General features: G+C 71.3%; 26 protein-coding genes. 14 read left to right on the forward strand and 12 right to left on the reverse strand.

All coding sequences use genetic code 11. The features are described 5' to 3' along the window. Positions 1 to 73: 73 nt before the first annotated feature. On the forward strand, positions 74 to 1,063 hold the full coding sequence (gene moaA, locus ACZ43N_RS10110) for a GTP 3',8-cyclase MoaA (RefSeq protein WP_468096398.1): 990 nt from the start codon (positions 74 to 76) through the stop codon (positions 1,061 to 1,063). Between the two features lie 24 nt (positions 1,064 to 1,087). On the opposite strand, the gene ACZ43N_RS10115 is transcribed toward moaA, so the two are convergent. Together ACZ43N_RS10115 and ACZ43N_RS10120 are read right to left on the reverse strand one after the other, a co-directional pair. After that, positions 1,088 to 1,327 (reverse strand): hypothetical protein, encoded by a 240-nt coding sequence (locus tag ACZ43N_RS10115; protein ID WP_468096400.1) that lies wholly within the window; start codon positions 1,325 to 1,327, stop codon positions 1,088 to 1,090. Positions 1,328 to 1,535: 208 nt separating this feature from the next. Further along, positions 1,536 to 1,922, reverse strand: a complete 387-nt coding sequence (locus ACZ43N_RS10120; RefSeq protein ID WP_468096401.1) for a DUF3099 domain-containing protein — start codon at positions 1,920 to 1,922, stop codon at positions 1,536 to 1,538. Positions 1,923 to 2,168: 246 nt separating this feature from the next. On the opposite strand from ACZ43N_RS10120, the gene ACZ43N_RS10125 reads away from it, so the two are divergent. Beyond that, positions 2,169 to 2,447, forward strand: a complete 279-nt coding sequence (locus ACZ43N_RS10125; protein ID WP_468096402.1) for a GlsB/YeaQ/YmgE family stress response membrane protein — start codon at positions 2,169 to 2,171, stop codon at positions 2,445 to 2,447. Positions 2,448 to 2,574: 127 nt separating this feature from the next. Here the strand turns inward: ACZ43N_RS10125 and tyrS are convergent, their stop codons facing one another. The 3 genes from tyrS to ACZ43N_RS10140 form a co-directional block, all read right to left on the reverse strand. Continuing rightward, positions 2,575 to 3,843, reverse strand: a complete 1,269-nt coding sequence (gene tyrS, locus ACZ43N_RS10130; protein WP_468096404.1) for a tyrosine--tRNA ligase — start codon at positions 3,841 to 3,843, stop codon at positions 2,575 to 2,577. Positions 3,844 to 3,919: 76 nt separating this feature from the next. After that, on the reverse strand, positions 3,920 to 5,323 hold the full coding sequence (locus ACZ43N_RS10135; protein ID WP_468096405.1) for a metallopeptidase TldD-related protein: 1,404 nt from the start codon (positions 5,321 to 5,323) through the stop codon (positions 3,920 to 3,922). Continuing rightward, positions 5,320 to 6,843: a TldD/PmbA family protein gene (locus tag ACZ43N_RS10140; protein WP_468096406.1), complete on the reverse strand. Its 1,524-nt coding sequence runs from the start codon at positions 6,841 to 6,843 to the stop codon at positions 5,320 to 5,322. Before ACZ43N_RS10140 ends, ACZ43N_RS10135 begins: the two co-directional genes overlap by 4 nt. Positions 6,844 to 7,083: 240 nt before the next feature. Between ACZ43N_RS10140 and fabG the strand changes: the two genes are divergently transcribed. The 3 genes from fabG (at position 7,084) to ACZ43N_RS10155 (ending at position 9,116) form a co-directional block, all read left to right on the forward strand. Beyond that, on the forward strand, positions 7,084 to 7,803 hold the full coding sequence (fabG, locus tag ACZ43N_RS10145) for a 3-oxoacyl-[acyl-carrier-protein] reductase (RefSeq protein ID WP_468096407.1): 720 nt from the start codon (positions 7,084 to 7,086) through the stop codon (positions 7,801 to 7,803). Between the two features lie 5 nt (positions 7,804 to 7,808). After that, positions 7,809 to 8,576: an enoyl-ACP reductase FabI gene (gene fabI, locus ACZ43N_RS10150; RefSeq protein ID WP_468096409.1), complete on the forward strand. Its 768-nt coding sequence runs from the start codon at positions 7,809 to 7,811 to the stop codon at positions 8,574 to 8,576. Positions 8,577 to 8,732: 156 nt separating this feature from the next. After that, on the forward strand, positions 8,733 to 9,116 hold the full coding sequence (locus tag ACZ43N_RS10155; RefSeq protein ID WP_468096411.1) for a hypothetical protein: 384 nt from the start codon (positions 8,733 to 8,735) through the stop codon (positions 9,114 to 9,116). Here ACZ43N_RS10155 and ACZ43N_RS10160 read toward each other — a convergent pair. Further along, the gene (locus ACZ43N_RS10160) at positions 9,091 to 9,786 is read right to left on the reverse strand and encodes a FadR/GntR family transcriptional regulator (protein WP_468096412.1); all 696 of its coding nucleotides are present in this window, start codon (positions 9,784 to 9,786) and stop codon (positions 9,091 to 9,093) included. The genes ACZ43N_RS10155 and ACZ43N_RS10160 overlap by 26 nt on opposite strands. Positions 9,787 to 9,868: 82 nt before the next feature. On the opposite strand from ACZ43N_RS10160, the gene ACZ43N_RS10165 reads away from it, so the two are divergent. From ACZ43N_RS10165 to ACZ43N_RS10180, 4 genes are all read left to right on the forward strand, one after another. Further along, a complete protein-coding gene (locus ACZ43N_RS10165; protein ID WP_468096414.1) occupies positions 9,869 to 11,185 on the forward strand; it encodes a CynX/NimT family MFS transporter in 1,317 nt (438 codons plus the stop codon). 48 nt (positions 11,186 to 11,233) lie between these two features. Further along, a complete protein-coding gene (locus ACZ43N_RS10170; protein WP_099968646.1) occupies positions 11,234 to 11,350 on the forward strand; it encodes an SGM_5486 family transporter-associated protein in 117 nt (38 codons plus the stop codon). Positions 11,351 to 11,637: 287 nt separating this feature from the next. Then, complete coding sequence (locus tag ACZ43N_RS10175) at positions 11,638 to 11,862, forward strand: hypothetical protein (RefSeq protein ID WP_468096415.1); 225 nt, start codon at positions 11,638 to 11,640, stop codon at positions 11,860 to 11,862. Positions 11,863 to 11,959: 97 nt separating this feature from the next. Further along, positions 11,960 to 12,478, forward strand: a complete 519-nt coding sequence (locus ACZ43N_RS10180) for a SixA phosphatase family protein (RefSeq protein WP_468096417.1) — start codon at positions 11,960 to 11,962, stop codon at positions 12,476 to 12,478. An 83-nt stretch (positions 12,479 to 12,561) separates the two neighbouring features. On the opposite strand, the gene serB is transcribed toward ACZ43N_RS10180, so the two are convergent. Both serB and ACZ43N_RS10190 read right to left on the reverse strand, forming a co-directional pair. Beyond that, positions 12,562 to 13,773, reverse strand: a complete 1,212-nt coding sequence (gene serB, locus ACZ43N_RS10185; RefSeq protein WP_468096419.1) for a phosphoserine phosphatase SerB — start codon at positions 13,771 to 13,773, stop codon at positions 12,562 to 12,564. Between the two features lie 217 nt (positions 13,774 to 13,990). Continuing rightward, complete coding sequence (locus ACZ43N_RS10190; RefSeq protein WP_468096420.1) at positions 13,991 to 16,084, reverse strand: streptophobe family protein; 2,094 nt, start codon at positions 16,082 to 16,084, stop codon at positions 13,991 to 13,993. A 241-nt stretch (positions 16,085 to 16,325) separates the two neighbouring features. Here ACZ43N_RS10190 and ACZ43N_RS10195 point away from each other — a divergent pair, with 241 nt between their 5' ends. Beyond that, the gene (locus tag ACZ43N_RS10195; RefSeq protein ID WP_468096422.1) at positions 16,326 to 18,836 is read left to right on the forward strand and encodes an ABC transporter ATP-binding protein/permease; all 2,511 of its coding nucleotides are present in this window, start codon (positions 16,326 to 16,328) and stop codon (positions 18,834 to 18,836) included. 86 nt (positions 18,837 to 18,922) lie between these two features. On the opposite strand, the gene ACZ43N_RS10200 is transcribed toward ACZ43N_RS10195, so the two are convergent. The 3 genes from ACZ43N_RS10200 to ACZ43N_RS10210 all read right to left on the reverse strand — a co-directional run bounded on the left by ACZ43N_RS10200 (position 18,923) and on the right by ACZ43N_RS10210 (position 21,692). Beyond that, complete coding sequence (locus ACZ43N_RS10200; RefSeq protein WP_468096424.1) at positions 18,923 to 19,615, reverse strand: transglycosylase SLT domain-containing protein; 693 nt, start codon at positions 19,613 to 19,615, stop codon at positions 18,923 to 18,925. A 299-nt stretch (positions 19,616 to 19,914) separates the two neighbouring features. Further along, a complete protein-coding gene (locus tag ACZ43N_RS10205; protein ID WP_468096425.1) occupies positions 19,915 to 21,000 on the reverse strand; it encodes an S-adenosylmethionine:tRNA ribosyltransferase-isomerase in 1,086 nt (361 codons plus the stop codon). Then, positions 20,997 to 21,692: an SDR family NAD(P)-dependent oxidoreductase gene (locus tag ACZ43N_RS10210; RefSeq protein WP_468096427.1), complete on the reverse strand. Its 696-nt coding sequence runs from the start codon at positions 21,690 to 21,692 to the stop codon at positions 20,997 to 20,999. The genes ACZ43N_RS10205 and ACZ43N_RS10210 overlap by 4 nt, the downstream gene beginning before the upstream one ends. A gap of 444 nt (positions 21,693 to 22,136) precedes the next feature. Between ACZ43N_RS10210 and ACZ43N_RS10215 the strand changes: the two genes are divergently transcribed. The 3 genes from ACZ43N_RS10215 to chpE all read left to right on the forward strand — a co-directional run bounded on the left by ACZ43N_RS10215 (position 22,137) and on the right by chpE (position 24,320). After that, positions 22,137 to 23,282, forward strand: a complete 1,146-nt coding sequence (locus ACZ43N_RS10215; RefSeq protein WP_468096428.1) for a GAF domain-containing sensor histidine kinase — start codon at positions 22,137 to 22,139, stop codon at positions 23,280 to 23,282. After that, positions 23,275 to 23,913 (forward strand): response regulator, encoded by a 639-nt coding sequence (locus ACZ43N_RS10220; RefSeq protein ID WP_468096429.1) that lies wholly within the window; start codon positions 23,275 to 23,277, stop codon positions 23,911 to 23,913. Before ACZ43N_RS10215 ends, ACZ43N_RS10220 begins: the two co-directional genes overlap by 8 nt. 158 nt (positions 23,914 to 24,071) lie before the next feature. Next, a complete protein-coding gene (gene chpE / locus ACZ43N_RS10225) occupies positions 24,072 to 24,320 on the forward strand; it encodes a chaplin ChpE (RefSeq protein ID WP_468096431.1) in 249 nt (82 codons plus the stop codon). 108 nt (positions 24,321 to 24,428) lie between these two features. Here the strand turns inward: chpE and ACZ43N_RS10230 are convergent, their stop codons facing one another. Next, positions 24,429 to 25,211, reverse strand: a complete 783-nt coding sequence (locus ACZ43N_RS10230; RefSeq protein ID WP_468096432.1) for a hypothetical protein — start codon at positions 25,209 to 25,211, stop codon at positions 24,429 to 24,431. Between the two features lie 150 nt (positions 25,212 to 25,361). Between ACZ43N_RS10230 and ACZ43N_RS10235 the strand changes: the two genes are divergently transcribed. Further along, entirely contained in the window at positions 25,362 to 26,153 is a 792-nt protein-coding gene (locus ACZ43N_RS10235; protein WP_468096434.1) for an ABC transporter ATP-binding protein, read from the forward strand. The last annotated feature ends 28 nt before the right edge of the window (positions 26,154 to 26,181 follow it).

The following is a 26,181-nucleotide window of genomic DNA, read 5'->3' on the forward strand; positions in this document are numbered from 1 at the left end:
TGATGTCGTCAGTGGTGTCACGTAGGCTCGCAGGTGTCAGGGAACCAGTGATCCGGCGCGGGAGGGGGCCCACGTGCTCATCGACACCTATGGCCGAGTGGCCACCGACCTGAGGGTCTCGCTGACCGACCGGTGCAATCTGCGCTGCACCTACTGCATGCCCGAGGAGGGCCTGCAGTGGCTGGCGAAGCCCGACCTGCTCGACGACGACGAGATCGTCCGGCTCATCGGCATAGCCGTCGGCACCCTCGGCATCACCGAGGTCCGTTTCACCGGCGGTGAGCCGCTGCTGCGACCCGGCCTGGTCGGCATCGTGGAGCGCGTGGCGGCCCTGGAGCCCCGCCCCCAGATGTCCCTCACCACCAACGGCATCGGCCTCAAGCGCACGGCGACGGCCCTGAAGGCCGCGGGCCTGGACCGGGTGAACGTCTCCCTGGACACCCTCCGCCCCGACGTGTTCAAGACCCTCACCCGCCGGGACCGCCACAAGGACGTCCTGGAGGGCCTCGAAGCCGCCCGTGAGGCGGGCCTGACCCCCGTCAAGGTCAACTCGGTCCTGATGCCGGGCCTGAACGAGGGCGAGGCCCCGGACCTCCTCGCCTGGGCCGTCGAGCACGACTACGAACTGCGCTTCATCGAGCAGATGCCGCTGGACGCCCAGCACGGCTGGAAGCGCGACGGCATGGTGACCGCCGGCGACATCCTGACCTCCCTGCGCACCCGCTTCGACCTCACCCCCGAGGGGCAGGACGAGCGGGGTTCGGCCCCCGCGGAGCGCTGGCTCGTCGACGGCGGCCCGCACCGGGTGGGTGTCATCGCCTCCGTCACCCGCCCGTTCTGTTCCGCCTGCGACCGCACCCGCCTCACCGCCGACGGCCAGGTCCGCACCTGCCTGTTCGCCCGCGAGGAGACCGACCTCAGAGCGGCCCTGCGCTCGGGCGCCCCCGACGAGGAGATCGCCCGCATCTGGCGCCTGGCCATGTGGGGCAAGAAGGCGGGCGCCGGGCTGGACGACCCGTCGTTCGTCCAGCCCGACCGGCCGATGTCCGCGATCGGAGGGTGAGGGCCCGCACCGCGCGGCAGCGGGCTACGAGGCGCGGTCCTCCCACTCCTCCAGCCTGACGACGTCCTTGAGGAACCCCCGCACACCCAGGAACTGGGACAGGTGTTCCCGGTGCTCCTCGCACGCGAGCCACGTCTTGCGCCGCTCCGGCGTGTGCAGCTTGGGGTTGTTCCAGGCGAGCACCCAGACCGCGTCGGCACGGCAGCCCTTGGCGGAACAGACAGGGGAGACGGGATCGGAACCCGGGACGTTGAGGATGTTCACCCGTCGACCCTAGCCGCAGAAAAGGCGACGCCGAGCAGCCACGGGGGGAGCTGCCCGGCGTCGGTCTGTCGCTCCGACGGGGGATGCGGAGCGCGTACGAAGTATGTCACGGGTGACCCTCTGCCCGGCACAGGAACTACATGATTGATCTGAGCTTTTCTTGAGGTTGGCGGCCGGAGGGATTCCGCTTGGAGCGGATCCCCGCGCCTCAGGCCCTCTCGCGCGGCTCACTCCGCTGACTCTCCGCGGAGTCCGCCGGGACGTCTTCCGAGAAGGATTCCGCGAACCCCTCGGCAGGGGGCGGCGTGATCATCGGCCGCACCGGCGGGGCGATGAACGTGGAGGGCAGGGACGGCGCGTTCTCCCGTCCCGCGTTGGCGATCACCACGGCGATGTACGGCAGGACCATTCCGAGCACCAGTGCGACGACGGCGACGTGCCGTTCGACGTTCCAGAGGACCGCCGCGGCGATCACCGAGAGCGTGCGGACCGACATCGAGATGACATAGCGTCGCTGCCTGCCCCGGACGTCGTCGGCGAGCCCCTGCCGGGCGCCGGTGATCCGGAAGACCTCGGCCTTGCTCTGCTTCCGCATCACGTTCCACCACCCGCCTTCATCGGACGCTCCGGCCCGTTCCCCTGCCGGTCCCGCCCGGTGAAACGGCAGGCCGGTCCCTCCCCACGTTACGCCGCGTGTGCGCCGCCTACGAGACCGGGTCTCCGCACGCCGGGAGGGGGCGACATGCGCCGTCCCGTGTACTGCGCCGCCCGACATGCGGCGTAGAGGAGCCGGGTCGACACTGGCCCTACAGCTCACGTCGAGCCGTACGAGGAGGCAGCCATGGGCTGGTTGTGGGCGATCATCGTGGGATTCGTGCTCGGCCTGCTGGCCAAGGCGATCATTCCGGGCAAGCAGCACAGCCCGCTCTGGCTCACGACGATCTTCGGCATGCTGGGCGCCGTCGTCGGCAACGCCGTCGCGCGGGGCTTCGGTATCGAGGAGACCCGGGGCATCGACTGGAGCCGCCACATCTTCCAGGTGATCGCCGCGGTGATGATCGTGTACCTCGGTGACAGCCTCTACATGGCGACGCTGGGCAAGAGGAAACACCGAGCCTGACAGGCGCGCGCCGCGCCGGGGGGCATGAGACCCGCGCGGCGGTGCCCACCGGCTGTGGCTCCGCCGCGCAGGCATGAGCGACCACGGCGAACACCGCAGCCGCTCCGCCCCGCGCCCCCAGATGCCTCTACTCCCCGGTCACCTCGACGGCGCCCAGGTTCTTCTTCCCGCGCCGCAGCACCAGCCACCGCCCGTGGAGGAGATCCTCCGACGCCGGCACGGCGTCCTCGGCGGTGACCTTCACGTTGTTCACGTACGCCCCGCCCTCCTTGACGGTGCGCCGCCCGGCGGACTTGCTGGGCACCAGCCCGACCTCGGCGAAGAGATCCACGACCGGAGCCAGCTCGGCCACCTTGGCGTGCGGCACCTCCGACAGGGCGGCGGCCAGCGTCCGCTCGTCCAGCTCCGCCAGCTCACCCTGTCCGAAGAGCGCCTTCGACGCGGCGATCACCGCGGCCGTCTGGTCGGCACCGTGCACCAGCGTCGTCAGCTCCTCGGCCAGCGCGCGCTGCGCGGCCCGCGCCTGCGGACGCTCCTGGGTCTGCTGCTCCAACTCCTCCAGCTCCGCACGGGACTTGAAGGACAGGATGCGCATGTACCGCGAGATGTCCCGGTCGTCCACGTTCAGCCAGAACTGGTAGAAGGCGTACGGCGTCGTCATCTCCGGGTCGAGCCAGACGGCGCCGCCCTCGGTCTTGCCGAACTTGGTGCCGTCCGCCTTCGTCATCAGCGGAGTCGCCAGCGCGTGCACCTCCGCGCCCGGCTCCAGCCTGTGGATCAGGTCCAGGCCGGCCGTGAGGTTGCCCCACTGGTCGCTGCCGCCCTGCTGGAGCGTGCAGCCGTACCTCCGGTAGAGCTGGAGGAAGTCCATGCCCTGGAGGATCTGGTAGCTGAACTCGGTGTAACTGATGCCCTGGTCGGACTCCAGACGGCGGGCCACGGAGTCCTTCGTCAGCATCTTGTTGACGCGGAAGTGCTTGCCGATGTCCCGCAGGAACTCGATCGCGGACAGGCCCTCGGTCCAGTCGAGGTTGTTGACCATGACGGCCGCGTTCTCACCCTCGAAGGACAGGAACGGCTCGATCTGGGCGCGCAGCTTTCCGACCCAGCCTGCGACCGTCTCCGGGTCGTTCAGCGTGCGCTCCGCCGTGGGGCGGGGGTCGCCGATGAGACCCGTCGCGCCGCCGACCAGTGCCAGCGGCCGGTGGCCGGCCTGCTGGAGCCGGCGCACGGTGAGCACCTGCACCAGGTGCCCGACGTGCAGGGACGGCGCGGTCGGGTCGAAACCGCAATAGAACGTGACGGGACCGTCCGCGAGAGCCTTGCGCAAAGCGTCCTCGTCGGTGGACAGGGAGAACAGCCCCCGCCACTTCAGCTCGTCGACGATGTCCGTCACGGTTCTCGTGTCTCCTCGATGATCTTCGGATGGTGGCCGGCAGCCGGGTGGCGGCCGACCACGAACGACTACGAGGTTATACGCCCTGGCTGACAGAGCTCATATTGAAATCCGGCACCCGCAGCGCGGGGGTCGCGGCCCTGGTGAAGTAGTCGCTCCACTCCCTCGGCAGCGTCTTCTCGGTGCGCCCCGCCTCGGTGGCCCGCCCGAGCAGGTCCACCGGCGACTCGTTGAACCGGAAGTTGTTGACCTCGCCCGTGACCTCGCCGTTCTCCACCAGGTAGACGCCGTCGCGGGTCAGCCCGGTCAGCAGCAGCGTCGCCGGGTCGACCTCGCGGATGTACCACAGGCAGGTCAGCAGCAGCCCGCGCCCGGTGTTCGCGACCATCTCCTCCAGGGAGTGGTCCTCGCCGCCGTCGAGGATGAGGTTGCCGATGGCGGGCACCACCGGCAGGCCGGTCAGACCCGCGCTGTGCCGGGTGCTGGGCAGGTGCGCGATCTCGCCCTCGCGGATCCACTCGGTCGCCTTCAGCGGGAGCCCGTTGTCGAACACCGAGCTGTCGCCGCCGGAGGAGTGGGCCAGCACGAAGGGCGCCGACTCCAGCCCCGGCTCGTAGGGGTCGCTGCGCAGCGACAGCGGCAGATCGGTGAGCCGCTCGCCGATGCGCGTGCCGCCGCCGGGCTTGCTGAACACGGTCCGGCCCTCGGCGGCGTCCCGCGCCGACGCCGACCACATCTGGTAGATCAGCAGGTCGGCCACGGCCGTCGGGGGAAGCAGCGTCTCGTACCGCCCGGCGGGCAGCTCGATCCGCCGCTCGGCCCACCCGAGCCGTACGGCCAGCTCCGCGTCCAGGGCCGCCGGGTCGACGTCCTTGAAGTCCCGTGTGGAGCGGCCCGCCCAGGCCGAGCGCGTACGGTCCGGGGACTTGGCGTTGAGCTCCAGCGTGCCGTTCGGCTGGTCGTGCCGCAGACGCAGCCCCGTCGACGTGCCCAGATAGCTGGTGACGAGTTCGTGGTTGGCGAACCCGTACAGCTCGCGCCCGCCGGCCCGCGCGCGTGCGAACGACTCGCCGAGCGCCGGGGCGAAGTCGGCGAACACGGCCGAAGAGGTCTCGGCGGGCGGCTCCGTGAAGTCGGGGGACGGCTGCACGCCCGTCACCAGCGGCTGGGCGTCCTCGGCGGGCCCGGCCCCTCGTGCGGCCTCCTCCGCGGCCCGTACCAGCGGCTCCAGTTCCTCCGCGGTGACGGCCGACCGGGACACGACACCGGAGGCGGTGCCCTCCTTGCCGTCGACCGTGGCGATGATGGTCACCGACCGCCCGCGCGTGACCCCGTTCGTGGTCAGCGCGTTGCCCGCCCAGCGCAGGTTGGCCGACGAGTACTCGTCGGCGATCACCACGCACCCGTCGGCCCGGGACAGTTCGAGTGCCCGCTCGACGATCTCGTGCGGCTTGTGTGCCTTGTTGACGGGCGCGCTCATCGACCTGCCTCCTGCGTGGTGTTCAGAATGTTGACGCCCCTGAAGAGGGCCGACGGGCAGCCGTGCGAGACGGACGCGACCTGGCCCGGCTGGGCCTTGCCGCAGTTGAAGGCACCGCCGAGGACATAGGTCTGCGGCCCGCCCACGGCCGCCATGGAACCCCAGAAGTCCGTCGTCGTCGCCTGGTACGCCACGTCCCGCAGCTGACCGGTGATCCGCCCGTTCTCGATCCTGAAGAACCGCTGCCCGGTGAACTGGAAGTTGTACCGCTGCATGTCGATGGACCACGACCGGTCCCCGACGACGTAGATGCCGCGGTCGACGCCCCCGATCAGATCCTCGGTGGACAGCCCGGCCGGATCCGGCCGGAGCGACACGTTCGCCATGCGCTGCACCGGCACATGGCCGGGGGAGTCGGCGTACGCGCACCCGTTGGAGCGCCCCAGGCCGGTCAGCTTGGCGATACGACGGTCGAGCTGGTAACCGACCAGCGTCCCGTCCTTGACCAGGTCCCAGGACTGCCCCGCCACCCCCTCGTCGTCGTACCCGATGGTCGCAAGGCCGTGCTCGGCGGTGCGGTCACCGGTGACGTTCATCAGCTCGGAGCCGTACCGGAGTTTGCCGAGCTGGTCGAAGGTGGCGAAGGACGTGCCGGCGTAGGCGGCCTCGTAGCCGAGCGCGCGGTCCAGTTCGGTGGCGTGCCCGATGGACTCGTGGATGGTCAGCCACAGGTTGGACGGATCGACCACGAGGTCGTACAGACCCGCCTCGACGCTCGGGGCCCGCATCTTCTCCGCGAGCAGTTCCGGCATCCGCGCCAGCTCGTCGTCCCAGTCCCAGCCGGTGCCCGTCAGATACTCCCAGCCGCGGCCGACCGGCGGCGCCAGGGTCCGCATCGAGTCGAACTCACCGCTGGACTCGTCGACGGACACGGCGGTCAGCGACGGGTGCAGCCGGACCCGCTGCTGGGTGGTCACGGTTCCCGCGGTGTCCGCGTAGAACTTGTTCTCGTGCACGGTGAGCAGCGAGGCGTCCACGTGATTGACCCCGGCGGCCGCCAGCAGCCGCGTGCTCCAGTCGGTGAGCAGCGCGGTCTTCTCCTCGTCGGGGATGGTGAACGGATCGATCTCGTACGAGGAGATCCAGGTCTTCTCCGCGTGCACGGGCTCGTCCGCCAGCTCGACCCGCTCGTCCGACCCCGCGGCCTTGATCACCTGTGCCGACAGCTTGGCCATCGCCACCGCCTGCGAGGCGACCTTCGCGGCGGCGTCCATCGTCAGGTCCACACCGGAGGCGAACCCCCAGGTCCCGCCGTGCACCACCCGCACCGCGTACCCGAGGTCGGTCGTGTCCGACGACCCGGCGGGCTTGGCGTCCCGCAGCCGCCAGGACGCGCTGCGCACCCGCTCGAACCGGAAGTCCGCGTGCTCGGCCCCGAGCGCACGCGCGCGGGCGAGCGCGGCGTCGGCCAGGGCCCGTAGCGGCAGTGCCGTGAAGGCTTCGTCGATGGAATGAGGCACCGAGGTCTCCCTGCTGTCGTGGCCTGTCGGGTCCGATCATGTCGCGCCCGCGGGCACCGGGACCACATCTTTCCCCGCCGACCCCGGTGGCTTTCTGTAGGGACCCCACAGTGAGTCCCCCACGCCACTGTCACTGCCCGAATGCCCGCGCGACGGGCCCGACCGATAGGTTTTCGAGGAAGGCGCCTGCCGTCCAGGCAATCGGGCAGGTGTGCAGACCGCTATGGAAAGGGTGATCCGTTGAGCCGCTCGGTTCTCGTCACCGGAGGCAACCGGGGCATCGGCCTCGCCATCGCCCGCGCGTTCGCCGAGAACGGCGACAAGGTCGCGTACACGTACCGCTCGGGTGAGCCGCCGGCCGCCCTCGCGGAGTTGGGCTGCCTCGCGGTCAAATGCGACATCACCGACTCCGAGCAGGTGGAGCAGGCCTACAAGGAGATCGAGGCCGAGCACGGTCCGGTCCAAGTCCTCGTCGCCAACGCCGGTGTCACCAAGGACCAGCTCCTGATGCGGATGTCCGAGGAGGACTTCACCTCGGTCATCGACACCAACCTCACCGGCACCTTCCGTGTCGTCAAGCGCGCCAACCGCGGCATGCTCCGCGCCAAGAAGGGCCGCGTCGTGCTGATCTCGTCGGTCGTGGGCCTCTACGGCTCGCCCGGCCAGGCCAACTACGCCGCCTCCAAGGCCGCCCTGGTCGGCTTCGCGCGTTCCCTCGCCCGTGAGCTGGGATCGCGCGACATCACCTTCAACGTCGTCGCGCCAGGTTTCGTCGACACCGACATGACCAAGGTCCTCACCGACGAGCAGCGCGCGGGCATCGTCTCGCAGGTGCCGCTCGGCCGGTACGCGCAGCCCGAGGAGATCGCCGCGACGGTGCGGTTCCTCGCCTCGGACGACGCCTCGTACATCACTGGAGCCGTCATCCCCGTAGACGGCGGACTGGGAATGGGTCACTGATCACCATGAGCGGAATCCTCGAGGGCAAGCGCGTCCTGATCACCGGTGTGCTGATGGAGTCCTCCATCGCCTTCCACACCGCCAAGCTGGCCCAGGAGCAGGGCGCGGAGATCATTCTCACCGCCTTCCCCCGGCCCACGCTGACCGAGCGCATCGCCAAGAAGCTCCCGAAGCCCACCAAGGTCATCGAGCTCGACGTCACCAACGACGAGCACCTCGGGCGCCTGGCCGACGTCGTCGGTGAGGAGCTCGGCGGCCTCGACGGCGTCGTCCACTCCATCGGCTTCGCCCCGCAGGACGCGCTCGGCGGCAACTTCCTCAACACGCCGTTCGAGTCCGTCGCGACCGCCATGCACGTCTCGGCGTACTCCCTGAAGTCGCTGACCATGGCCTGTCTGCCGCTGATGCAGAACGGCGGCTCGGTCGTCGGCCTCACCTTCGACGCGAAGTTCGCCTGGCCGCAGTACGACTGGATGGGCCCCGCCAAGGCCGCCCTCGAGGCCACCAGTCGTTACGTCGCACGCGACCTGGGCAAGCAGAACATCCGCTGCAACCTCATCTCCGCCGGCCCCCTCGCCTCCATGGCCGCCAAGTCCATCCCGGGCTTCGGCGAGCTGGCAGCCGTGTGGGACCACCGTTCCCCCCTGGAGTGGGACCTCAAGGACCCCGAGCCGGCCGGCCGCGGTGTCGTCGCCCTGCTCAGCGACTGGTTCCCGAAGACCACCGGCGAGATCATCCACGTCGACGGCGGGCTGCACGCGATCGGCGCGTGACGCCGCCCGCCCCCACGGACGGTCGAGGGCCCGTGTCCACCCGGACACGGGCCCTTCGCGCGTCCCCCGTTCGGCCCATCCGACGGGCCGCCCCGGCCGGGTGCCGCGCACGCTGGACGTACACCGCCCAGCCGCTCGGCCGAGGAGGTCTCCCTTGTGCGCCTGTCCCGCAGCTTCGCCCCCGTGGCCGTCGCCCTGGCTCTCGTACTGTCCCTTCCGTACGAAGCGATCCCGTACGCGCCTGGGGAGACCCGGAACGGATCCGTACCACGACACGCGCGCGTGACGGCCGACCGTCCCGAACCCTTCGGGGCGGCCTGCAACAGCACGGTCTACGGCTCCCAGGTGATCGGGTACTGCTTCAACCCCTACCCGGACCCCGACCGTGTCCGCCTGCACATCGAGTGCGCGCGCTGGTGGGACATCGACAGCGACGGCGCCCCCGTCGAGACGGGTCCCGCGCAGACGGTGCGGTTCACCGGGCGCTGCTGGAAGGAGGTCCGCGCCGTGTGGTTCAGCCACCAGCGGCCGGACGACTGACCCTTCCGGGGCGGCAGTGGAACGGATATCCGGCGGCCTGCGCCGCCGCGGACTCCGTGTCGCCCGCGCGGATGGCGTCCACGAGCCCGGCGTGGTCCAGATACGACTCCGGGGTCAGTTCCGCGCCGACGTCCTCGCGCAGCCAGTCCCGCAGCACCTCGCCCAGGTCCGCGTAGACGGCGGTGACGACGTCGTTGTGGGACGCGGCCACGACCGCCAGGTGGAAGGTCGCGTCGGCCGCCACGAAGCTCTCCGCGTCTCCGGACGCCCATGCCTCCTCCCGACGGGCGAGGAGCGCGTCCAGCTGCTTCAGGTCCTTCTCGGTGCGCCGCTCGGCGGCCAGCTTCGCGGCGCTCGACTCCAGGGCGGAGCGCAGCTCGGCGATGTGCCGGGGGTCGGCGTCCGCGAAGCGGCGGTGCATGACCCCCGCCAGCTCGCTCGTCGCGACGACGAAGGTGCCGGAGCCCTGCCGGATGTCCAGCAGACCGTTGTGTGCGAGGGCGCGGACGGCCTCGCGGACCGTGTTCCGGGCGACGCCCAGCTGCTCGACCAGCTCGGGCTCCGTCGGGATGCGTGAGCCGACCGGCCACTCGCCCGAGGTGATCTGGTTCCGCAGCGCCGCGATGACCTGCTCGGACAGCGCCGAACGGCGGGGATGACTCAGGGGCATGGCACACCTTCGCACGGTCGGGGGCGAGGGGCGGGACCGACCCGTCGACAACCAATCATCCTATGATTCTATGATGTAGGGCATGGTGAGCGAGGAAACCCTGAGGACGAAGCCCGTGCCCACCCGCGCCCCCGACCGGATCGGGCCATCGTCCCCACGCGCGTGGACGACACGGCTGATGGTCCTGGGCATCGTGCTGACCGCCCTCAACCTCCGGCCCGCCGTCACCAGCCTCGGCGCCCTCCTCGAAGAGGTGCGCCACGGACTCGGCATGAGCGGCAGCGTCGCCGGACTCCTCACCTCCGTACCGCCCCTCTGCTTCGCCGTGTTCGGCAGCCTCGCCCCACGCCTGGCCCGCCGCTTCGGCCCGGCCGCCGTGGTCTGCGCGGGCATGGCCGCGGTCGCCACCGGGCTGCTGGTCCGGCCGTACACCGGCACGACCGCGGGATTCGTGGCCGCGAGCGCCCTCGCCCTGATGGGCATCGCCGTCAGCAACGTCCTGATGCCGGTCATCGTCAAGAGCTGGTTCCCCGACCGGGTGGGCTCCATGACCGGCCTGTACTCCATGGCCCTCGCCCTCGGGACCTCCGCCGCCGCAGCCGTCACCGTCCCCCTGACCGAGGCGCTCGGCGGCAGCTGGCAGACCGGCCTCACCGCCTGGGCGACCCTCGCGACGATGGCGGTACTGCCGTGGCTGCCGCTCGTTCGGGGGCGGGCCGCGCAGCCAGACGGGGCCGCCGAGCGGCATCCCGGCCCCCGGGACACGGCCGCCGGGCCCGGCCCCGCGCGGGAGAACGCGGCCGCGCCGCGCATCACCCGGAGCCGTACCGCCTGGGCGCTCGCCGTGTTCTTCGGGCTCCAGGCCACCGCCGCGTACATCACGATGGGCTGGATGCCGCAGATCTTCCGGGACGCCGGGGTCCCCGCGGACACGGCCGGTCTGCTGCTCGCCGTGACGATGGTGATGGGCGTACCGCTGGCCTTCGTGATCCCCCGGCTCGCCACCCGGCTGCCCCACCAGGGGCCCCTCGCGGTCGCCCTGGGCCTGTGCGGGCTCCTGTCGTACGCCGGTCTGTACCTCGCCCCGGCCGGCGGAGCCTGGGTGTGGGCGCTACTGCTCGGCGTCTCCAACTGCGCCTTCCCGCTCGCGCTCACCCTGGTCGGCATGCGGGCCCGGACTGGCGAGGGAGTCGCCAAGCTGTCCGCCTTCGCGCAGAGCACCGGCTATCTGATCTCGATCCCGGGCCCGCTCCTCGTCGGCGTCCTCTACCAGCACAGCGGCGGCTGGGGCCTGCCCTTGGCCCTCATGGCGGCCCTGATGGTGCCGCAGATCGTGGTGGGCGCCCTGGCGGGACGTGACCGCATGGTGGAGGACGAGACGGTCACGACGGCACGGTGAGGCCCACCCCGGGGACGGAGCGGCGGGTCGGGGTGCGAGACTGGGCGCATGCCCGTGCTCGACCCGAACCCCCAGAACGGTCAGAAGAAGATGCTCGTGGTCTTCGGCTCGTTCCTCGCCATCTTCATCGTCATCGGCATCATCGCGGCGATCGCCTCACCGTGACGCCCGGCCGGCGTCCGCCGGCGCGGCCACACGGCGTCCGCCGGCGCGGCCACACGGCAGCCGCCGGCCGACCGCACGCCATGTGATGCGGCCCCGGCCGCTCGCGCAGCCACCCTCAGGTGGGGCCAACCCCCCATCCCCTAGGGGGTGAGTCTCAGGGTGAAGTGGGTGGATCACCGGATGGGCGGTGCCACCCGGATTCCGTAGCTTCGAAGTGTGGCCGCGGGGGACTCGCGAGGACCCTACGCAGGAGCGGCCACCGACGACGCGAAGACCACGGAGGCGGCATGTCGGCCCGTACGCACACGCGACCCCACCCGGCGGCCCCGGCGCCCACGGGCGGCGTGGACATCCGGCTTCCCTGGTGGGCCCTCGCCCTGCCCGCCCTCGGCTTCGTCACTCTCATGCTGCTGATCCTCAATCCTGCGGATGCCCATGCCGCGACCGGCGACCCCCTGCTCGCCCATGTCTTCGAGCGCATACAGCGGGCCCTGACGGCCCTCGTCCCGTGAGGGTCGGCCGGGCCCCCGGCGGCACGGACACCGGTCTCGGATATCCGCACTTCAACTCCCTGCGCCCCATGGCCTGTTTCGTGCGAAGCTGGGACCCATGAGCGTCGCAGAACCCCGCAGGATTGTCCTCTTCCGGCATGCGAAGGCCGACTGGCCCCAGGTCTCCGACCACGAGCGTCCGCTCGCCGACCGGGGCCGTATGGACGCCGCCGTCGCCGGACGCAAGCTCGCCGACAGCGGCATCTCCTTCGACCTTGCCCTGTGCTCCACCGCCGTCCGGACCCGCGAGACCTGGAAGCTGGCCGTCCACGAGCTGCCCGAGCGACCGAAAACCGTCTACGAGGAGCGGATCTACGAGGCCTCTCCCGGCGAGCTGATCGCCCTGCTCAACGAGACCCCGGACGACACGCAGAACGTCCTCCTGGTCGGCCACAACCCCGGCGTGCAGGCCCTCGCCGAGGTCCTCGCCGGCAGCGCCGAGGGCGACGCCCGCGAGCGCATGAGCCGACGCGACTTCCCGGCCGCCGCCTACGCCGTCCTCACCTTCGAGGGCTCCTGGAAGAGCCTGGAGCCGGGCGTCGGCACCCTTGTCGACTACTGGGCGCCGACGGAGTAACCACCCCGGCACACAGCACGCCGAAGGCCCGGCAGCGAGGAGCTGCCGGGCCTTCCCTCATCGTCACACGCCGTCGCCCACACTCACTGCTCGTCGTGCGTGTCCGCCGCCTCGACCTCTTCCCGTGTGACACCGAGGAGGTAGAGCACGGTGTCGAGGAACGGGAAGTTCACCGCGGTGTGCGCGGCCTCCCGGACGACCGGCTTGGCGTTGAAGGCGACGCCCAGCCCGGCCGCGTTCAGCATGTCGAGGTCGTTGGCGCCGTCGCCGATCGCCACGGTCTGGGCGAGCGGCACCCCGGCCTCGGCGGCGAACCGGCGCAGCAGCCGTGCCTTGCCCGCGCGGTCCACGATCTCCCCGACGACCTTGCCGGTCAGCCTGCCGTCGACGATCTCCAACGTGTTGGCCTGCGCGAAGTCCAGCCCCAGCCGGTCCTTGAGATCGTCCGTGACCTGGGTGAAGCCGCCCGAGACCACACCGACCTGGAAACCGAGCCGCTTCAGCGTGCGGATCAGTGTGCGCGCCCCCGGGGTGAGCCGCACCTCGCTGCGCACCTTCTCCACCACCGACGCGTCGAGCCCCTCCAGCAGCGCCACACGCGCGTGCAGCGACTGCTCGAAGTCCAGTTCCCCGCGCATCGCGGCCGCCGTCACCTCGGCGACCTCCTTCTCGCACCCGGCGTGCGCCGCGAAGAGCTCGATCACTTCGTCCTGGATGAGCGTCGAGTCCACGTCCATCACCACCAGCCGCTGGGCCCGCCGGTGCAGCCCCGCCGCGACCACGGCCACGTCCACGCCGAGCGCCACCGATTCGGTCACCAGTGCCGTGCGCAGCGTCTCCGGCTCGGTGCCGGACACGGCGAACTCCACCGCCGTCACCGGGTACTTGGCGAGCCGGAAGATACGGTCGATGTTGCCGCCGGTCGCCGTGATCCGGGCGGCGATGCGGGCCGTGGACTCGGCGGTCAGCGGGTGCCCCAGCACGGTGACGTGCGAGCGGCCCAGACCACGGGGCCGGTTGTCGCCCAGGCCGGAGATGATCTCCGCCTGCATCTTCATGGACTCCGCCCAGCCGTGGACGGTGGCCCGCAGATCGCCCTCCTGCCCGGCCGGCGGCACGGTCACCAGGGCGCACAGCACGATCCGGCCACGGGTGACGACCTGCTCGATGTCGACCACGTCGACGGAGTACGCGGCAAGGGTGTCGAACAGCCCGGCGGTGATGCCCGGCCTGTCCTTGCCGAAGATCTTGACGAGGAGAGTGGGGACGTCAGAGGAGGTCTGCGAAGCGCTCATGATGGTCCAACCGTATCCGGCACCCGGCGCCTTCCGCCCCTGAGGTCCGCCCAGCGGACGGAGAACACTGGGTTACGGGTGACCGACGTGCACGCGGATCGTGTACGAAGCGCCGGGGCGGCACCGGAATGCCCCCTTCCACCGGCGCGGGCGCCCTCCGTGCCGAGCCTCTCAACGAGCCTGCGGCTCTGCCCCGGCGCCCTCTGCGCCGGGCCCCTCACCCGCCCCGCGGCCCGGCCCCCGGCGCCGGAGGGGGCGGCGCAGGCGGAGGCGGCGGCCCGTCGTCCGGTGGCGGCGGCGGAGCCGGCCACCGCCCGGCCCCCGAACCGCCACCAGCCCCTGACCCCGACCCCGATCCCGCGCCCGAGCGTGGCCCTGCACCCGTACCCGCCCCCGTGCCTGGCCGCTGCCCCGGCCGTCGAGGCGGCGGCGTGAACCGCCTCGCCACCGTGGGCGCGCCGTACACATCGGGCGGCCGTCGCCCCTCGGGCCCCGGACCGCCGCTCCCCGTACCCCGGTCCGCCTCGGGCACCCCTCGCCCGCTCCCCGCGCCCCGGTCCTCCCCGCCCCACCCGGCGACCTCTTGCCCGCCCGCTGTACGTCGGTCTGCCCCGGCCACCCCCTGCCCGCTCCCGCCCGGTCCCGACGCCTCCGGAGTCCCCCGCCCATCTCCTCGCCCGTCACCCTGGCCCCGTCGCCCCTCCTCACCCTGGTCCCGTCGGTCCCCAGCCCGTCCAGGCCGCAGCAGCCCCTCCGGCACCCGCAGATAGGGGTTGGTGTCCGGGTTCGGCGGCCGGTAGGGCGTACCCGGCGTGTACGGACCCGACGGGGAGGCCAGCGAGGGGGAGCACCCGGCAGCCGGTGCCGCACGGCCCGCACCGAGGGCCAGGGGAGCGGCCCGGCGGCCCGCCGCCCCCGTGGCGCAGGCCAGCAGCGCCCCGGCGGCGCCCGCGCCCGCACCCCACACCGCGCCCAGCACGAGAGCCGTCGCCGCCCGCCCGTGCAACGCGATGCCCGTGTCGAACGCGTCGATGCCGAACACGGCCAGCGAGGCGTCCACCGACACCTCCGTCAGCAGGACAAGGAGGGGGAGTGCCACCGCCGTCGCGATCCCCAGCCGAAGTGCGCAGATTCCCGCGAACCCGAGCGCGTCTCCGCCCCGTGCACCCGCATCATCAGCACCCCCGGCCGTCAGGGGAGACGCTTGCCCGGCGAAAGGCGTACGGACGGCGGTCAGCACCCCCGCGCACAGCATCATCAGGGCGGCCGCCACGCCCAACAGCCAGACCCTGGTGTCCAGTTCCGCCAGGCGGCCGAGGGTGACGGGTTCGCTCGCGTCGGCGCGCAGCAGTGCGTCGAGCGGGTCGGGCAGCAGGTCCGCGAGCGCCCCCGCGGCCTTGCCGTCCCAGGGGACGAACAGGCCGACGGGGACGCCGAGCCAGACGCCGTTGGGCGCTCCGAGCAGGGCCGCGCCCGCGATCCGCCTCGGGTGGGGGTCGCCGACCGCCGCGTACGCCGCCGCCGCGAGCCCCGCCGCGACCGCCACGAGCAGCACCGTGACCACCGCGGACACGGCGGGCCGTACCACCTGGTGCACGGCGTCGAAGCCGTGCGGCAGGGGAGTGCGGCGCGAGGCCAGCAGGGCGATCAGCAGCACCCCGAGGCACCACAACAGGCCACCCAGCACCGTGGGCACCGCGTCGACGGTGAAGCCCACCCGGGCGTTGGCGTCGGCGAGGTCGCCGAGCCGGTCCGGGAGCAGGCCGCCGCCGATGTCCCCGACATCGCCGAGCCCGGGGATCTCGATGCCGTCGAGGCCACCGCCGCCGGACAGCTCGTCGAGGCCCAGCTCACCGCCGTCCAGCGTGATGACGGCATGGCCCGCCCAGGCCAGACCGCCCATCAGTCCCGCGAAGAGCACAACCACCGCGCCCACGCGCGCGAGGAGTTCAGCCGTGGTGACGACAACTCCCGTGCCACGCAGGGACCGCAGGAAGAACCACGACAGCAGGAGCGCCCCCACGAGGCTCACCCCCAGTGGCGTGATGTCGATGGCGGTCGTGGCCTGCGCTCCTTCCAGGCCGAAGACGGACACATCACCGGACGGGGTCACCGACCCACCCGCACCGAGCGCCACAACCGCCGCCGTCATGGGCCCGAGTCGGCCCGCGGAATCCGCTTCCAGCAGATGCAGACCGAGTGCCGCCGTGCCCGCCATCCCGATCAACGACCAGCTCACGGCGGCGATCGCGGAGAACAGGACGTCCCCCCACCGCACGCTCCTGGGATGGCCGGCATTTCGGTTGCTCATGGCGGGACCCCCCGATCCACATCGCGGTGTTGCACCGCCGATGTCCCCCTCGCGTGGGATTACCACTCTCCGGCCCGTTTTCAACCCCGTCAACGGGACGGGCCGACGCCCCCGTACGTTCTCTTCACAAGGCCCGACTTTCGGTCAAGGGGCTGAGCCTGAAATAGTTCCCCCCGATGTTCGACATCCCTAGACTCCCTGTGATGGGGGTAACTCGGGGGACAACTCAGTGGGGCATGGAGTGCCGGAACTCGTACTGGAATTGAACGGACAAACCTGGACGCTCGATCCGTCCAGGGCATACACCCTCGGACGTGATCCGCAGGGGGATATCGTGCTCGACGACGCCAGGGTCTCCTGGCGCCACGCCACGATCAGCTTCAGCGGCCGTAGTTGGGTGATCGAGGACCACGGCAGCACCAACGGCACATTCGTGCAGGGCCAGCGGATCCACCAGTTGGAGATCGGCCCGGGCTCGGCCGTGCACCTCGGCAACGCGACCGACGGCCCGAGAGTCAGCCTCTCCGGTACGGCCGCGGCGGTGGCGCAGCCCCAACAGCAGCCCTACGCCGCGCAGGGCGCGAGTGCCGGGTACGCCGCCCAGCAGGCACCGCAGCAGCAGGCGGGCTGGCAGGAGCCGCAGCAGGCACAGGTCCCGCATCAGCAGGGCCTCCCGCAGCAGGGCCCCGGTGGTGGCGCGGGGGCGCCGCCGGTGTACGGCGACCGCAGCCCGACCACGTTCCACCAGCTGGCCCTCGGTCGTGTGATGCGCATCGGTCGTGCCCTGGAGAACGACCTGGTCGTCTCCGACCTCCAGGTCTCCAGGAACCACGCCGAGTTCCACGCGACGCCCGACGGCCGCTTCGAGATCCGTGACCTCGGGTCCCACAACGGAACGTTCGTCAACGGTATGCCGATCGCCAAGGGCGGCACGGCACTCCTCGGCCCGAACGACATCGTCGGCGTCGGCCACTCGACGTTCCGCATCGTCGGCGACCGCCTCGAGGAGTTCGTCGACACCGGTGAGGTCTCCTTCTCCGCGCGCCATCTGACGGTCACCGTCGACGGCGGCAAGCAGATCCTCAAGGACGTCTCCTTCGGCGTCCCGGAGAAGTCGCTCATCGCGGTCATCGGCCCCTCCGGCTCCGGCAAGTCCACCCTGCTCAAGGCGCTCACGGGCTACCGCCCCGCCAACCAGGGCGACGTCCTCTACGACAACCGGAACCTGTACAAGCAGTTCGCCGAGCTGCGCCAGCGCATCGGTCTGGTCCCGCAGGACGACATCCTGCACAAGGAACTGACCGTCAAGAAGGCCCTCAAGTACGCGGCCAAGCTCCGCTTCCCGGCCGACACCACGGCCACCGAGCGCGAGGCGCGCATCGACGAGGTGCTGCGCGAACTGAAGCTCGACATCCACAAGGACAAGAAGGTCACCTCCCTCTCCGGCGGACAGCGCAAGCGCGTGTCGGTCGCCCTGGAGCTGCTGACCAAGCCGTCGCTGATCTTCCTGGACGAGCCGACCTCCGGCCTCGACCCGGGCATGGACCGCGACGTCATGCAACTGCTGCGCGGCCTCGCCGACGACGGCCGTACGGTCCTGGTGGTCACCCACTCGGTCGCCGAGCTGGCGATCTGCGACAAGCTGCTGGTGATGGCGCCGGGCGGCTCGGTGGCGTACTTCGGTCCGCCCGAGGAGGCCCTGAACTTCTTCGGCTACGAGACCTGGGCCGACGTCTTCTCAGCCTTCGAGAACTACCGCGACTACGACTGGGCGGGCCGCTGGAAGGGCTCGCAGCACTACCAGATGTACGCCGCGGACATCGACGCCGTCGCCCCGCAGTCGGTGCACATGCCGCCGCCGCAGTCGATGCGCCCGCCGAAGCCGCAGAGCTGGTTCTCCCAGCTGGCCACCCTCGTCCGCCGCTACCTCGCGGTGATCGTGTCCGACAAGGGCTTCCTGGCGCTGACGGTGGTCCTGCCGGCCGTGCTCGGCGCGGTCAGCCTGCTCATCGACCCGGACAAGGACCTGCTGGTCCGGGGCGTGAACAAGGCGACCGGCCTGCCCATCCCGAACGGCACGGCCACCACGGTCCTGCTGATCCTCGCGGTCGGCGCGTGCTTCGCGGGCGCGGCCAACTCCGTTCGTGAGCTGATCAAGGAACGGGTGATCTACGAGCGGGAGCGGGCGACCGGCCTGTCCCGCTCGGCTTATCTGATGTCCAAGGTCATCGTCCTCGGCACGGTCACCGTGCTCCAGGGCGCCATGGTCGGCGCGATCGGCTTCGCCAGCAGGACCATCCCCGACGAGGCACTGCTCTTCGGCGAGGGCAAGTTCGCCGTGATGCTCGAACTCTCCATCCCGATCATGGGCCTCGGCTTCACGTCGATGATGTTCGGCCTGGTCATCTCCTCGCTGGTGAAGACCGCGGAGAAGACCATGCCGCTGCTGGTCATGTTCGCGATCGTCCAGGTCGTCTTCACCGGCTGCCTGTTCGCCCTGCACGGCAGCCCCGGCGTCAACGAGTTCTCGTACCTGATGCCGTCGCGGTGGGCGGTCGCCGCCGCCGGCGCCACGCTGGACTTCAACAACATCAGCCCGCCCAAGGAGGCCGGCGACACGGACCCACTGTGGGACCACACCGTGGGCGTCTACGCCTTCGACATGGTCGCCCTCATTCTGATCGGCGTCCTCTGCGGCTTCCTCGTGGCCCGCTTCCTGCGCCGCCACGAGCCCGAGGTCATGCGGAAGTGACCTGAGGCACCCGCACACACGCCGAAGGGCGGCATCCCCACCAGGGGGTGCCGCCCTTCGGCGCTTCACCGGGGTCCGCGCCGACCTCAGTAAGCGCTGTTGACGTTGTCGATCGACCCGTAGCGGTGGGCCGCGTAGTTCGCGGCGGCCGTGAGGTTGGCGACCGGGTCGTACTGGCTCCACGCGGTGCCCGGGACGTGGTAGGCGTCGAAGGTCGGCTTGATGACCTGGAGCAGACCGATCGACGGGACGCCGTTCTTGGCGTTGATGTCCCAGTTGTTGATGGCGTTCGGGTTGCCCGAGGACTCCCGCATGATGTTCTTGTGCAGGCCGTGATAGGTGCCCGGGATCTTGTGCTTCTTCATGATGTCGAGCGCCTCGCGGATCCAGCCGTCGAGGTTGTTCGGGTAGCTCTTCGCGGCGGGGGCCTTGGCCTGGGCCGCACGCTTGGCGGCCCGGCTTGCGGCCTCCTTCTTCGCGCGCTCCTGGGCTGCCTTCTTCAGCGCGGCGGCCTCGGCGGCCTTCTTCTTGGCGTCGGCCTTGGCGTCGGCCTTTGCATCGGCGGCCTGGTCGGCGATGCTCGCCTTGGCCGTCTGGGCCGGGCTCTGGCTGAACGCCACGGGCGCCGCGGACACCGTCTTCGTGGCGGTCTGCGCCTCGGCCGGCACCAGCGAGAACGCGACAGCGGCGGCGCCGGTGGCGGCCACTCCGGCGATCGAGAGCTTGCGGGCCTTGGACAGCACGGGACGGCGAGCGGAGTTCATGGCGTTCTGCGACATAAGTGATGGACCTCTTCGAGATAGCGCGGAGGTCGCTCTACGGCCGGGAGGGGACACTGCTTTCCAGCACAAACGCCGCGGGCAAAGCCCCACGGCGTCGAGCGACGAGAGCAATTCTTAGCGGCCGCAAAATCGGGTGGCAAAGGTGTGACCTACGAGGCTGCTTAGTGGACGCGGAAGCGGCAAAACGGGACAGACCACCATGTCTGTCCCGCTCAAACCGGGCGTATCCATCAACTAGGGAACTTCGTACGTGATGTGCGCCCTATGCCCGGCCTCACATCGGAGGCATCCGATCCTTACCTGCAGTTGCTGGCGCAATGCACAGGGTGAGGCGCCTTGGCGGGAAGGATGAGATGCACGTCCCCGAATTCGTGCCACAGGTAGGACCCCGCCATCGCCTCCTCGTACGCGCGGTCGACCGCCGCCCGTCCCGCGACCGCCTCCAGCATCAGCAGATGCGACGCCTCGGGTTCGTGCAGCCCGGTCACCAGCCCGTCGACCACCCGCACCCCCCGCTCCGGAGTGACCACCAGATCCGTCCACCCCGCACGGGCTCCTACGGCCCCGTCGGCACCCGCCGCGGACTCCACGGCCCGCACCGCCGTCGTGCCCACCGCGATCACCCGGCCGCCACCCGCCCTGGCGGCGTTGATCAGCCGAGCCGACGCCTCCGGCAGCGCGAACCGCTCCGCATACGGCGGCTCGTGCGCCTCCGTCGACGCCACCCCCGTGTGCAGGGTGACGGGGGCGAACTGCACCCCCCGGCTCACCAGCTCCGCCACCAGGCGTGTGGTGAAGGGCCGCGCCGCACTCGGCATCTCCGCACTGCCCGCCCCGTCCTCGGACGGCAGCGCGAACACCGTCTGGTACACCGACAACGGCTGATCCCGCTCCGTATAGGAGTACCGAATGGGCCGCCCGTGCTCCCGCAGCAGCCCCAGGACGTCCGGCGAGGACAGTCGCGCCCACCACAGCCGCTCGCCCCGCTCGCTCAGCGGTTCCTCCAGGACCAGCCGTACGCCCCCGGGCAGCCCCACCTCCGTTCCCCGGGGACCGCCCGCCCGCGCGCGTGAGGTGCCCCTCCCGTCCGGATCCCGCAGCTCGACGGCCCACCGCCCGTCGTCGCCCCGCGTGGAGAAATGCACCACCACACGCGTGTGCCCGATCCCCCCGTCGACGGCCGCCGCCAACGTCGGCGACGTGTTCACCACCAACAGGTCCCCGGCCCGCAGCAGCCGCGGCAGTTCCACGAACGCGTGGTGCGACACCTCCGTACCGTGCGACACCAGCAGACGTACCGAGTCCCGGTCGAGTCCCGGCCCGCGCTGCTCGACCGGCACCCGCGCCAGCCGGTCCCCGGGCACCTTCAACGCCGTCGTCATCGCGTCGCCAGCAGGGACGGCGCCCCATAACGGCCGCTCGGCGGCCGCCGGTCGATCAGCCGCAGGAACGCCGGCACCACACTCTCCGGACGCGGCCGCGGATCGTCGTCGTCCGGCACGGCCGCCGCGTACAGGTCGGTGCCCATGTCCCCTGGATCGACCGCCCACACCCGCAGCCCCTGCTCCTCGACGGCCAGCACCGCCGACAGATGATCCAGCGCCGCCTTCGACGCCCCGTACCCGCCCCACGTCTCGTAGGCCTCCGCCGCCGCGTCCGAACTGACGTCGATCACGGCGCCCGCCGCGGAGGCCCGCAACAACGGCAGCGCCTCCTGAGCCAGCCCCAGCGCCGCCACCACATTGACCTCCAGGGCCCGCCGCAGCCCGTCCAGCGCCAGCTCCTCCAGTCGTACGAGCGGCTCGGCGCCCAGCGCGCTCGCGTTGTTCACCAGCAGGTCAAGCCCGCCCAGCGCACGGGCCGCCGCGACCAGCCCGGCCCGGTGCCCGGCATCCGTCACATCCCCGGGCAGCGCCTCGACCCGCGTCCCGTACGCCGACAGCTCCTGTGCGGCCTCCGCCAGGACGTCCGCGTTCCTCGCGTCGAGCACAAGGTCCCACCCGCGCTCCGCGAGGCCCTCCCCGAGCGCCCGTCCGAGGCCCTTCGAAGCCCCCGTGATGATCGCCACCGGCATGACATCCGTCCCCTCGTCGTCCGCCGCCTCCCGCTCCGGTCGGCGGTGATCCCAACGTAGGAACGCACCCCTTGCCACCGCCTCGGGCGCGGGCCGCAAGACGCCGGGCCCTTCGCCCTAGGCCGCCGGTCGGGGCCCCCGGTCCCAAAGGGCTGGTCCCGTAATCCCCGGCGGGCGCACGACGTCGGCTGCGGCACCTCGCCGCGTTATCGGAATGTCCGCATACATCCGGAACGCGGACGCCCCTCCGCCTTGCGATGCTCCCCCACTGCCTGAACGGCGTGGGAGGTGCCCCCAGCATCCGACGCCGTGCGCTGATCCACCGCGGATCACCGGACAGCCCTTCAGGCCCGGTCGTAGTCAGGACCCCTGAGCCCGAGGGCTCTGGCCCAAGCCGCCGGCGGTCCGATCCGCACTGTCGGACCCCGCCGGTACGGTGAGCTCATGAGTCAAGGTCCCCGGTCGGGCCTCGCCGCGGTGAGTGCCGCGCTGCTGGCCATGAGCAGACACCTGGAGGTGCGCGACGTCCTCAAGACGATCGTCGCCTCCGCCCGCGAGCTGCTCGACGCCGAGTACGCCGCCCTCGGCGTCCCCGACGACCACGGCGGCTTCGCCCAGTTCGTCGTCGACGGTGTCACCGACGCGCAGTGGAAGGCCATCGGCCCCCTCCCGCGCCAGCACGGGATCCTCGCCGCGATGCTCCACGAGGCCACCCCGGAGCGCCTCGCCGACGTGCGCAAGGACCCCCGCTTCGAGGGCTGGCCCACCGCCCACCCCGACCTGGTCGACTTCCTCGGCCTGCCCATCCGCGACGGCGACGAGGTCATCGGCGCCCTCTTCCTCGCCAACAAGCGCTGCCCCCGGCCGGAGGGCGGCTGCGGCTTCACCGAGGACGACGAGGAACTGCTGTCGATCCTCGCCCAGCACGCCGCGATCGCCCTGACCAACGCCCGCCTCTACGAGCGCAGCCGCGAGCTGACCATCGCCGAGGAGCGCTCCCGCCTCGCCCACGAACTGCACGACGCCGTCAGCCAGAAGCTGTTCTCCCTGCGCCTGACCGCCCAGGCGGCGGCCGCCCTGGTCGACCGCGACCCCTCACGCGCCAAGGGCGAGCTCCAGCAGGTGGCCGCCCTCGCCGCCGAGGCCGCGGACGAACTGCGCGCCGCCGTCGTCGAACTGCGCCCCGCCGGACTCGACGAGGACGGCCTGGCCGCCACCCTGCGCACCCAGGTCCATGTCCTCGACCGTGCCCACAGTGCCCGCGTCACCTTCTCCGGACGCGGCGCCCGTGCGCTGCCGGCAGCCCAGGAGGAGGCCATGCTCCGGGTCGCCCAGGAGGCCCTGCACAACGCCCTGCGCCACTCGGGCGCCGAACATGTCGACGTCACCCTGGAGCGCCGCGGCACTGGAGCCGTGTTGCGGGTCACCGACGACGGCAGCGGCTTCGATCCGCAGGCGATACGCCGCGCGGGACGCCACCTCGGCCTCGTCTCCATGCGCGACCGGGCCGGCGGGGTCGGCGGCACGCTGACCGTGGAATCGGCGCCCGGGAAGGGCACCACGATCGAGATGGAGGTCCCCGGTGGCTGACGCAATCAAGGTGCTGCTCGTCGACGACCACCAGGTGGTCCGCCGTGGCCTGCGCACGTTCCTGGAGGTGCAGGACGACATCGAGGTCGTGGGGGAGGCGGCCGACGGTGCCGAGGGCGTCGCCCGCGCCGAGGAGCTCCGGCCCCATGTCGTCCTCATGGACGTCAAGATGCCGGGCATGGACGGCATCGAAGCGCTCCGCAGACTCCGCGATCTCGACAACCCCGCGCGCGTGCTCATCGTCACCAGCTTCACCGAGCAGCGCACGGTCGTCCCGGCCCTGCGCGCCGGCGCCGCCGGCTACGTCTACAAGGACGTGGACCCCGACGCCCTCGCCGGCGCCATCCGCTCCGTACACGCCGGGCACATCCTGCTCCAGCCGGAGGTCGCCCGGGTACTCCTCTCCCAGGAGGAGGCCTCCGGCCAGGGCAGAGGCGGTTCGCTCACCGAGCGGGAGCGCGAGGTGCTCGGCCTGATCGCCGACGGCCGCTCCAACCGCGAGATAGCCCGTGCCCTGGTGCTGTCCGAGAAGACGGTCAAGACACACGTCTCCAACATCCTCATGAAGCTCGACCTCGCGGACCGGACCCAGGCCGCGCTGTGGGCGGTGCGCCACGGTATGACCGGATGAGATGTCGATGGTCCGGCACCCGGAAGGTTCCACTCCAGTCTGAGATTCATACCGTCGGGTGTATGTCCTCCGGGTGGCGCATCCTCCGCGGACCACGGCCGTTCTTCAGTGCGTGCTGCGAGCGACCGCCGCAGTGATCGCAAAGGGAGGGCTCAGAAGTGAAGAACCTGAAGAAGGCCGTCGCTGTCACGATGGTGGCGGGTGGCCTCGTCGCCGCCGGTGCCGGAATGGCCTCCGCCACCGACGGCGGGGCGCACGCGGGTGGCCAGGCCATCGGCTCGCCGGGTGTCATCTCGGGCAATGTCATCCAGGCCCCGATCCACATCCCGGTCAACGCGGTCGGCAACAGCGTGAACGTCGTGGGCATCCTGAACCCGGCCTTCGGCAACATGGGTGTCAACCACTGACGTTCCACCCCGGAACATCGGTGACCACCGGCCTTCCAGACCCCTCTGGAAGGCCGGTCAGCCATGTCGGCGGCCTCCCGGGCCTTCCCTCGCCCCCCTCCGGCCCCACTACCCCCGCTCCCGTTCCTCCACGAACGCGTTGTACGCCGCCACCTGAGCCCGCCGAGCCGTCCGCTCCACCGGTCGCAACGCGGCCACCCGGTTCGCCATCTCGGACGCGCTCGCGGCACCCCCGTGACCGTTCTCGTACGCCAGAGAGATCAGCAACCCCACCCGCTGCGCCAGCTCCAGCACCCGCACGGCCCGCGGCGGATACCCCGGCGCGAGCACCTCCCGCCCCCGCTCCGCCCGCGCCCGGTACGCGTCGATCGCCGCCTCCGCCACCGGCCCCGACGCCGCCACGTCCAACCGGGCCAGCACAGTCGTCGCCTCCCGCAACGCCTCCGCCAGCTCCCGCTCGGCCTCCCCCAGGGACGGCACATCGGCGGGCGGCGCCTCCCGCACCTCCAGGCAGTGCCAGACGACCTCGACGTGCTCGTCTCCCGAGGGCCCCGCCGCGTACACCTCCGGCACCAGCCCCAGCGCACCCCCGTGACACACCACGGCCTCCTCCGCCTCCAGCGCCCGCTTGTTGAACTCCGGCGGTCCACTGAGCCCCAGCGGATGCCCCGGCGCGGGCAGCGCCACCCGCAATCCGGTCACCCCCAGAGCCCGCAGCCGCCCGAGCGCGAGCGTCAGTCCGACGGGCGCCGACTCGCCGGGCAAACCCTCCACCCGATGCACCGCGTCCTCCCCGACGATCGCGAGCACCGCGTCATCCGGAGAGACAAGTCCGGCAAGAAGCGCATTTCCCCATGCGGCAAGGCGTCCTGAGCGTGGTTCCGAGAGCATGCCCCCACCCTAAGGACCGGCCGATGGAATCGACGGCCCGACCGGTGGCGTAGATTTCCCTGAGGGCTGCGCCCACCCGGCGGTGGCTCCAACCACAGGCGTACGCGACAGCCGAGACAGGCCGACACTGCAAGGGGAGACAGCGCGCTCATGAGCGATGTTCTGGAGCTGGAGGACGTATCCGTGGTCCGCGAGGGCCGGGCTCTGGTGGACCAGGTCTCCTGGTCGGTCAAGGAGGGCGAGCGCTGGGCCATCCTCGGCCCGAACGGCGCCGGCAAGACCACCCTCCTGAACGTCGCGTCCAGCTACCTCTACCCCAGCAAGGGCACCGCCACGATCCTCGGCGAGACCCTCGGCGGGGTCGACGTCTTCGAACTGCGCCCCCGCATCGGCATGGCCGGCATCGCCATGGCGGAGAAGCTCCCCAAGCGCCAGACCGTCCTGCAGACGGTGCTGACCGCCGCGTACGGCATGACGGCCACCTGGAACGAGGACTACGAGGAGATCGACGAGCTCCGCGCCCGCGCCTTCCTCGACCGCCTCGGCATGACCGAGTACGTCGACCGCAAGTTCGGCACCCTCTCCGAGGGCGAGCGCAAGCGCACCCTCATCGCCCGCGCCCTGATGGCCGACCCCGAGCTGCTGCTCCTCGACGAGCCTGCGGCCGGCCTCGACCTCGGGGGCCGCGAGGACCTCGTGCGCCGTCTCGGCCGCCTCGCCCGCGACCCCATCGCCCCTTCCATGATCATGGTCACGCACCATGTCGAGGAGATCCCCCCGGGCTTCACCCATGTCCTGATGATCCGCCAGGGCAAGGTCCTCGCCGCGGGTCCGCTCGAGCTGGAGCTGACCTCCCGCAACCTCTCCCTCTGCTTCGGTCTCCCGCTCGTCGTCGAGCAGGTCGGCGAGCGCTGGACGGCCCAGGGCCTGCCCCTCACCTGACCGCCAACCCCTCCCGCGGCTCCGCCAG

The organism is Streptomyces sp. NPDC030814 (assembly GCF_055572155.1).

What these genes read in the sequence shown, in the direction of transcription:
- ACZ43N_RS10135 (WP_468096405.1), bottom strand. Translation starts at nt 5,323, where the DNA reads ATGAGCGCGCCCGTCAACAAGGCACACAAGCCGCACGAGATCGTCGAG.
- ACZ43N_RS10165 (WP_468096414.1), top strand. Translation starts at nt 9,869, where the DNA reads ATGGTGAGCGAGGAAACCCTGAGGACGAAGCCCGTGCCCACCCGCGCC.
- ACZ43N_RS10125 (WP_468096402.1), top strand. Translation starts at nt 2,169, where the DNA reads ATGGGCTGGTTGTGGGCGATCATCGTGGGATTCGTGCTCGGCCTGCTG.
- ACZ43N_RS10210 (WP_468096427.1), bottom strand. Translation starts at nt 21,692, where the DNA reads ATGCCGGTGGCGATCATCACGGGGGCTTCGAAGGGCCTCGGACGGGCG.
- serB (WP_468096419.1), bottom strand. Translation starts at nt 13,773, where the DNA reads ATGAGCGCTTCGCAGACCTCCTCTGACGTCCCCACTCTCCTCGTCAAG.
- ACZ43N_RS10180 (WP_468096417.1), top strand. Translation starts at nt 11,960, where the DNA reads ATGAGCGTCGCAGAACCCCGCAGGATTGTCCTCTTCCGGCATGCGAAG.
- ACZ43N_RS10160 (WP_468096412.1), bottom strand. Translation starts at nt 9,786, where the DNA reads ATGCCCCTGAGTCATCCCCGCCGTTCGGCGCTGTCCGAGCAGGTCATC.
- ACZ43N_RS10205 (WP_468096425.1), bottom strand. Translation starts at nt 21,000, where the DNA reads ATGACGACGGCGTTGAAGGTGCCCGGGGACCGGCTGGCGCGGGTGCCG.
- ACZ43N_RS10230 (WP_468096432.1), bottom strand. Translation starts at nt 25,211, where the DNA reads ATGCTCTCGGAACCACGCTCAGGACGCCTTGCCGCATGGGGAAATGCG.
- ACZ43N_RS10190 (WP_468096420.1), bottom strand. Translation starts at nt 16,084, where the DNA reads ATGAGCAACCGAAATGCCGGCCATCCCAGGAGCGTGCGGTGGGGGGAC.
- ACZ43N_RS10175 (WP_468096415.1), top strand. Translation starts at nt 11,638, where the DNA reads ATGTCGGCCCGTACGCACACGCGACCCCACCCGGCGGCCCCGGCGCCC.
- ACZ43N_RS10120 (WP_468096401.1), bottom strand. Translation starts at nt 1,922, where the DNA reads ATGCGGAAGCAGAGCAAGGCCGAGGTCTTCCGGATCACCGGCGCCCGG.
- ACZ43N_RS10215 (WP_468096428.1), top strand. Translation starts at nt 22,137, where the DNA reads ATGAGTCAAGGTCCCCGGTCGGGCCTCGCCGCGGTGAGTGCCGCGCTG.
- ACZ43N_RS10235 (WP_468096434.1), top strand. Translation starts at nt 25,362, where the DNA reads ATGAGCGATGTTCTGGAGCTGGAGGACGTATCCGTGGTCCGCGAGGGC.
- ACZ43N_RS10170 (WP_099968646.1), top strand. Translation starts at nt 11,234, where the DNA reads ATGCCCGTGCTCGACCCGAACCCCCAGAACGGTCAGAAGAAGATGCTC.
- ACZ43N_RS10200 (WP_468096424.1), bottom strand. Translation starts at nt 19,615, where the DNA reads ATGTCGCAGAACGCCATGAACTCCGCTCGCCGTCCCGTGCTGTCCAAG.
- fabI (WP_468096409.1), top strand. Translation starts at nt 7,809, where the DNA reads ATGAGCGGAATCCTCGAGGGCAAGCGCGTCCTGATCACCGGTGTGCTG.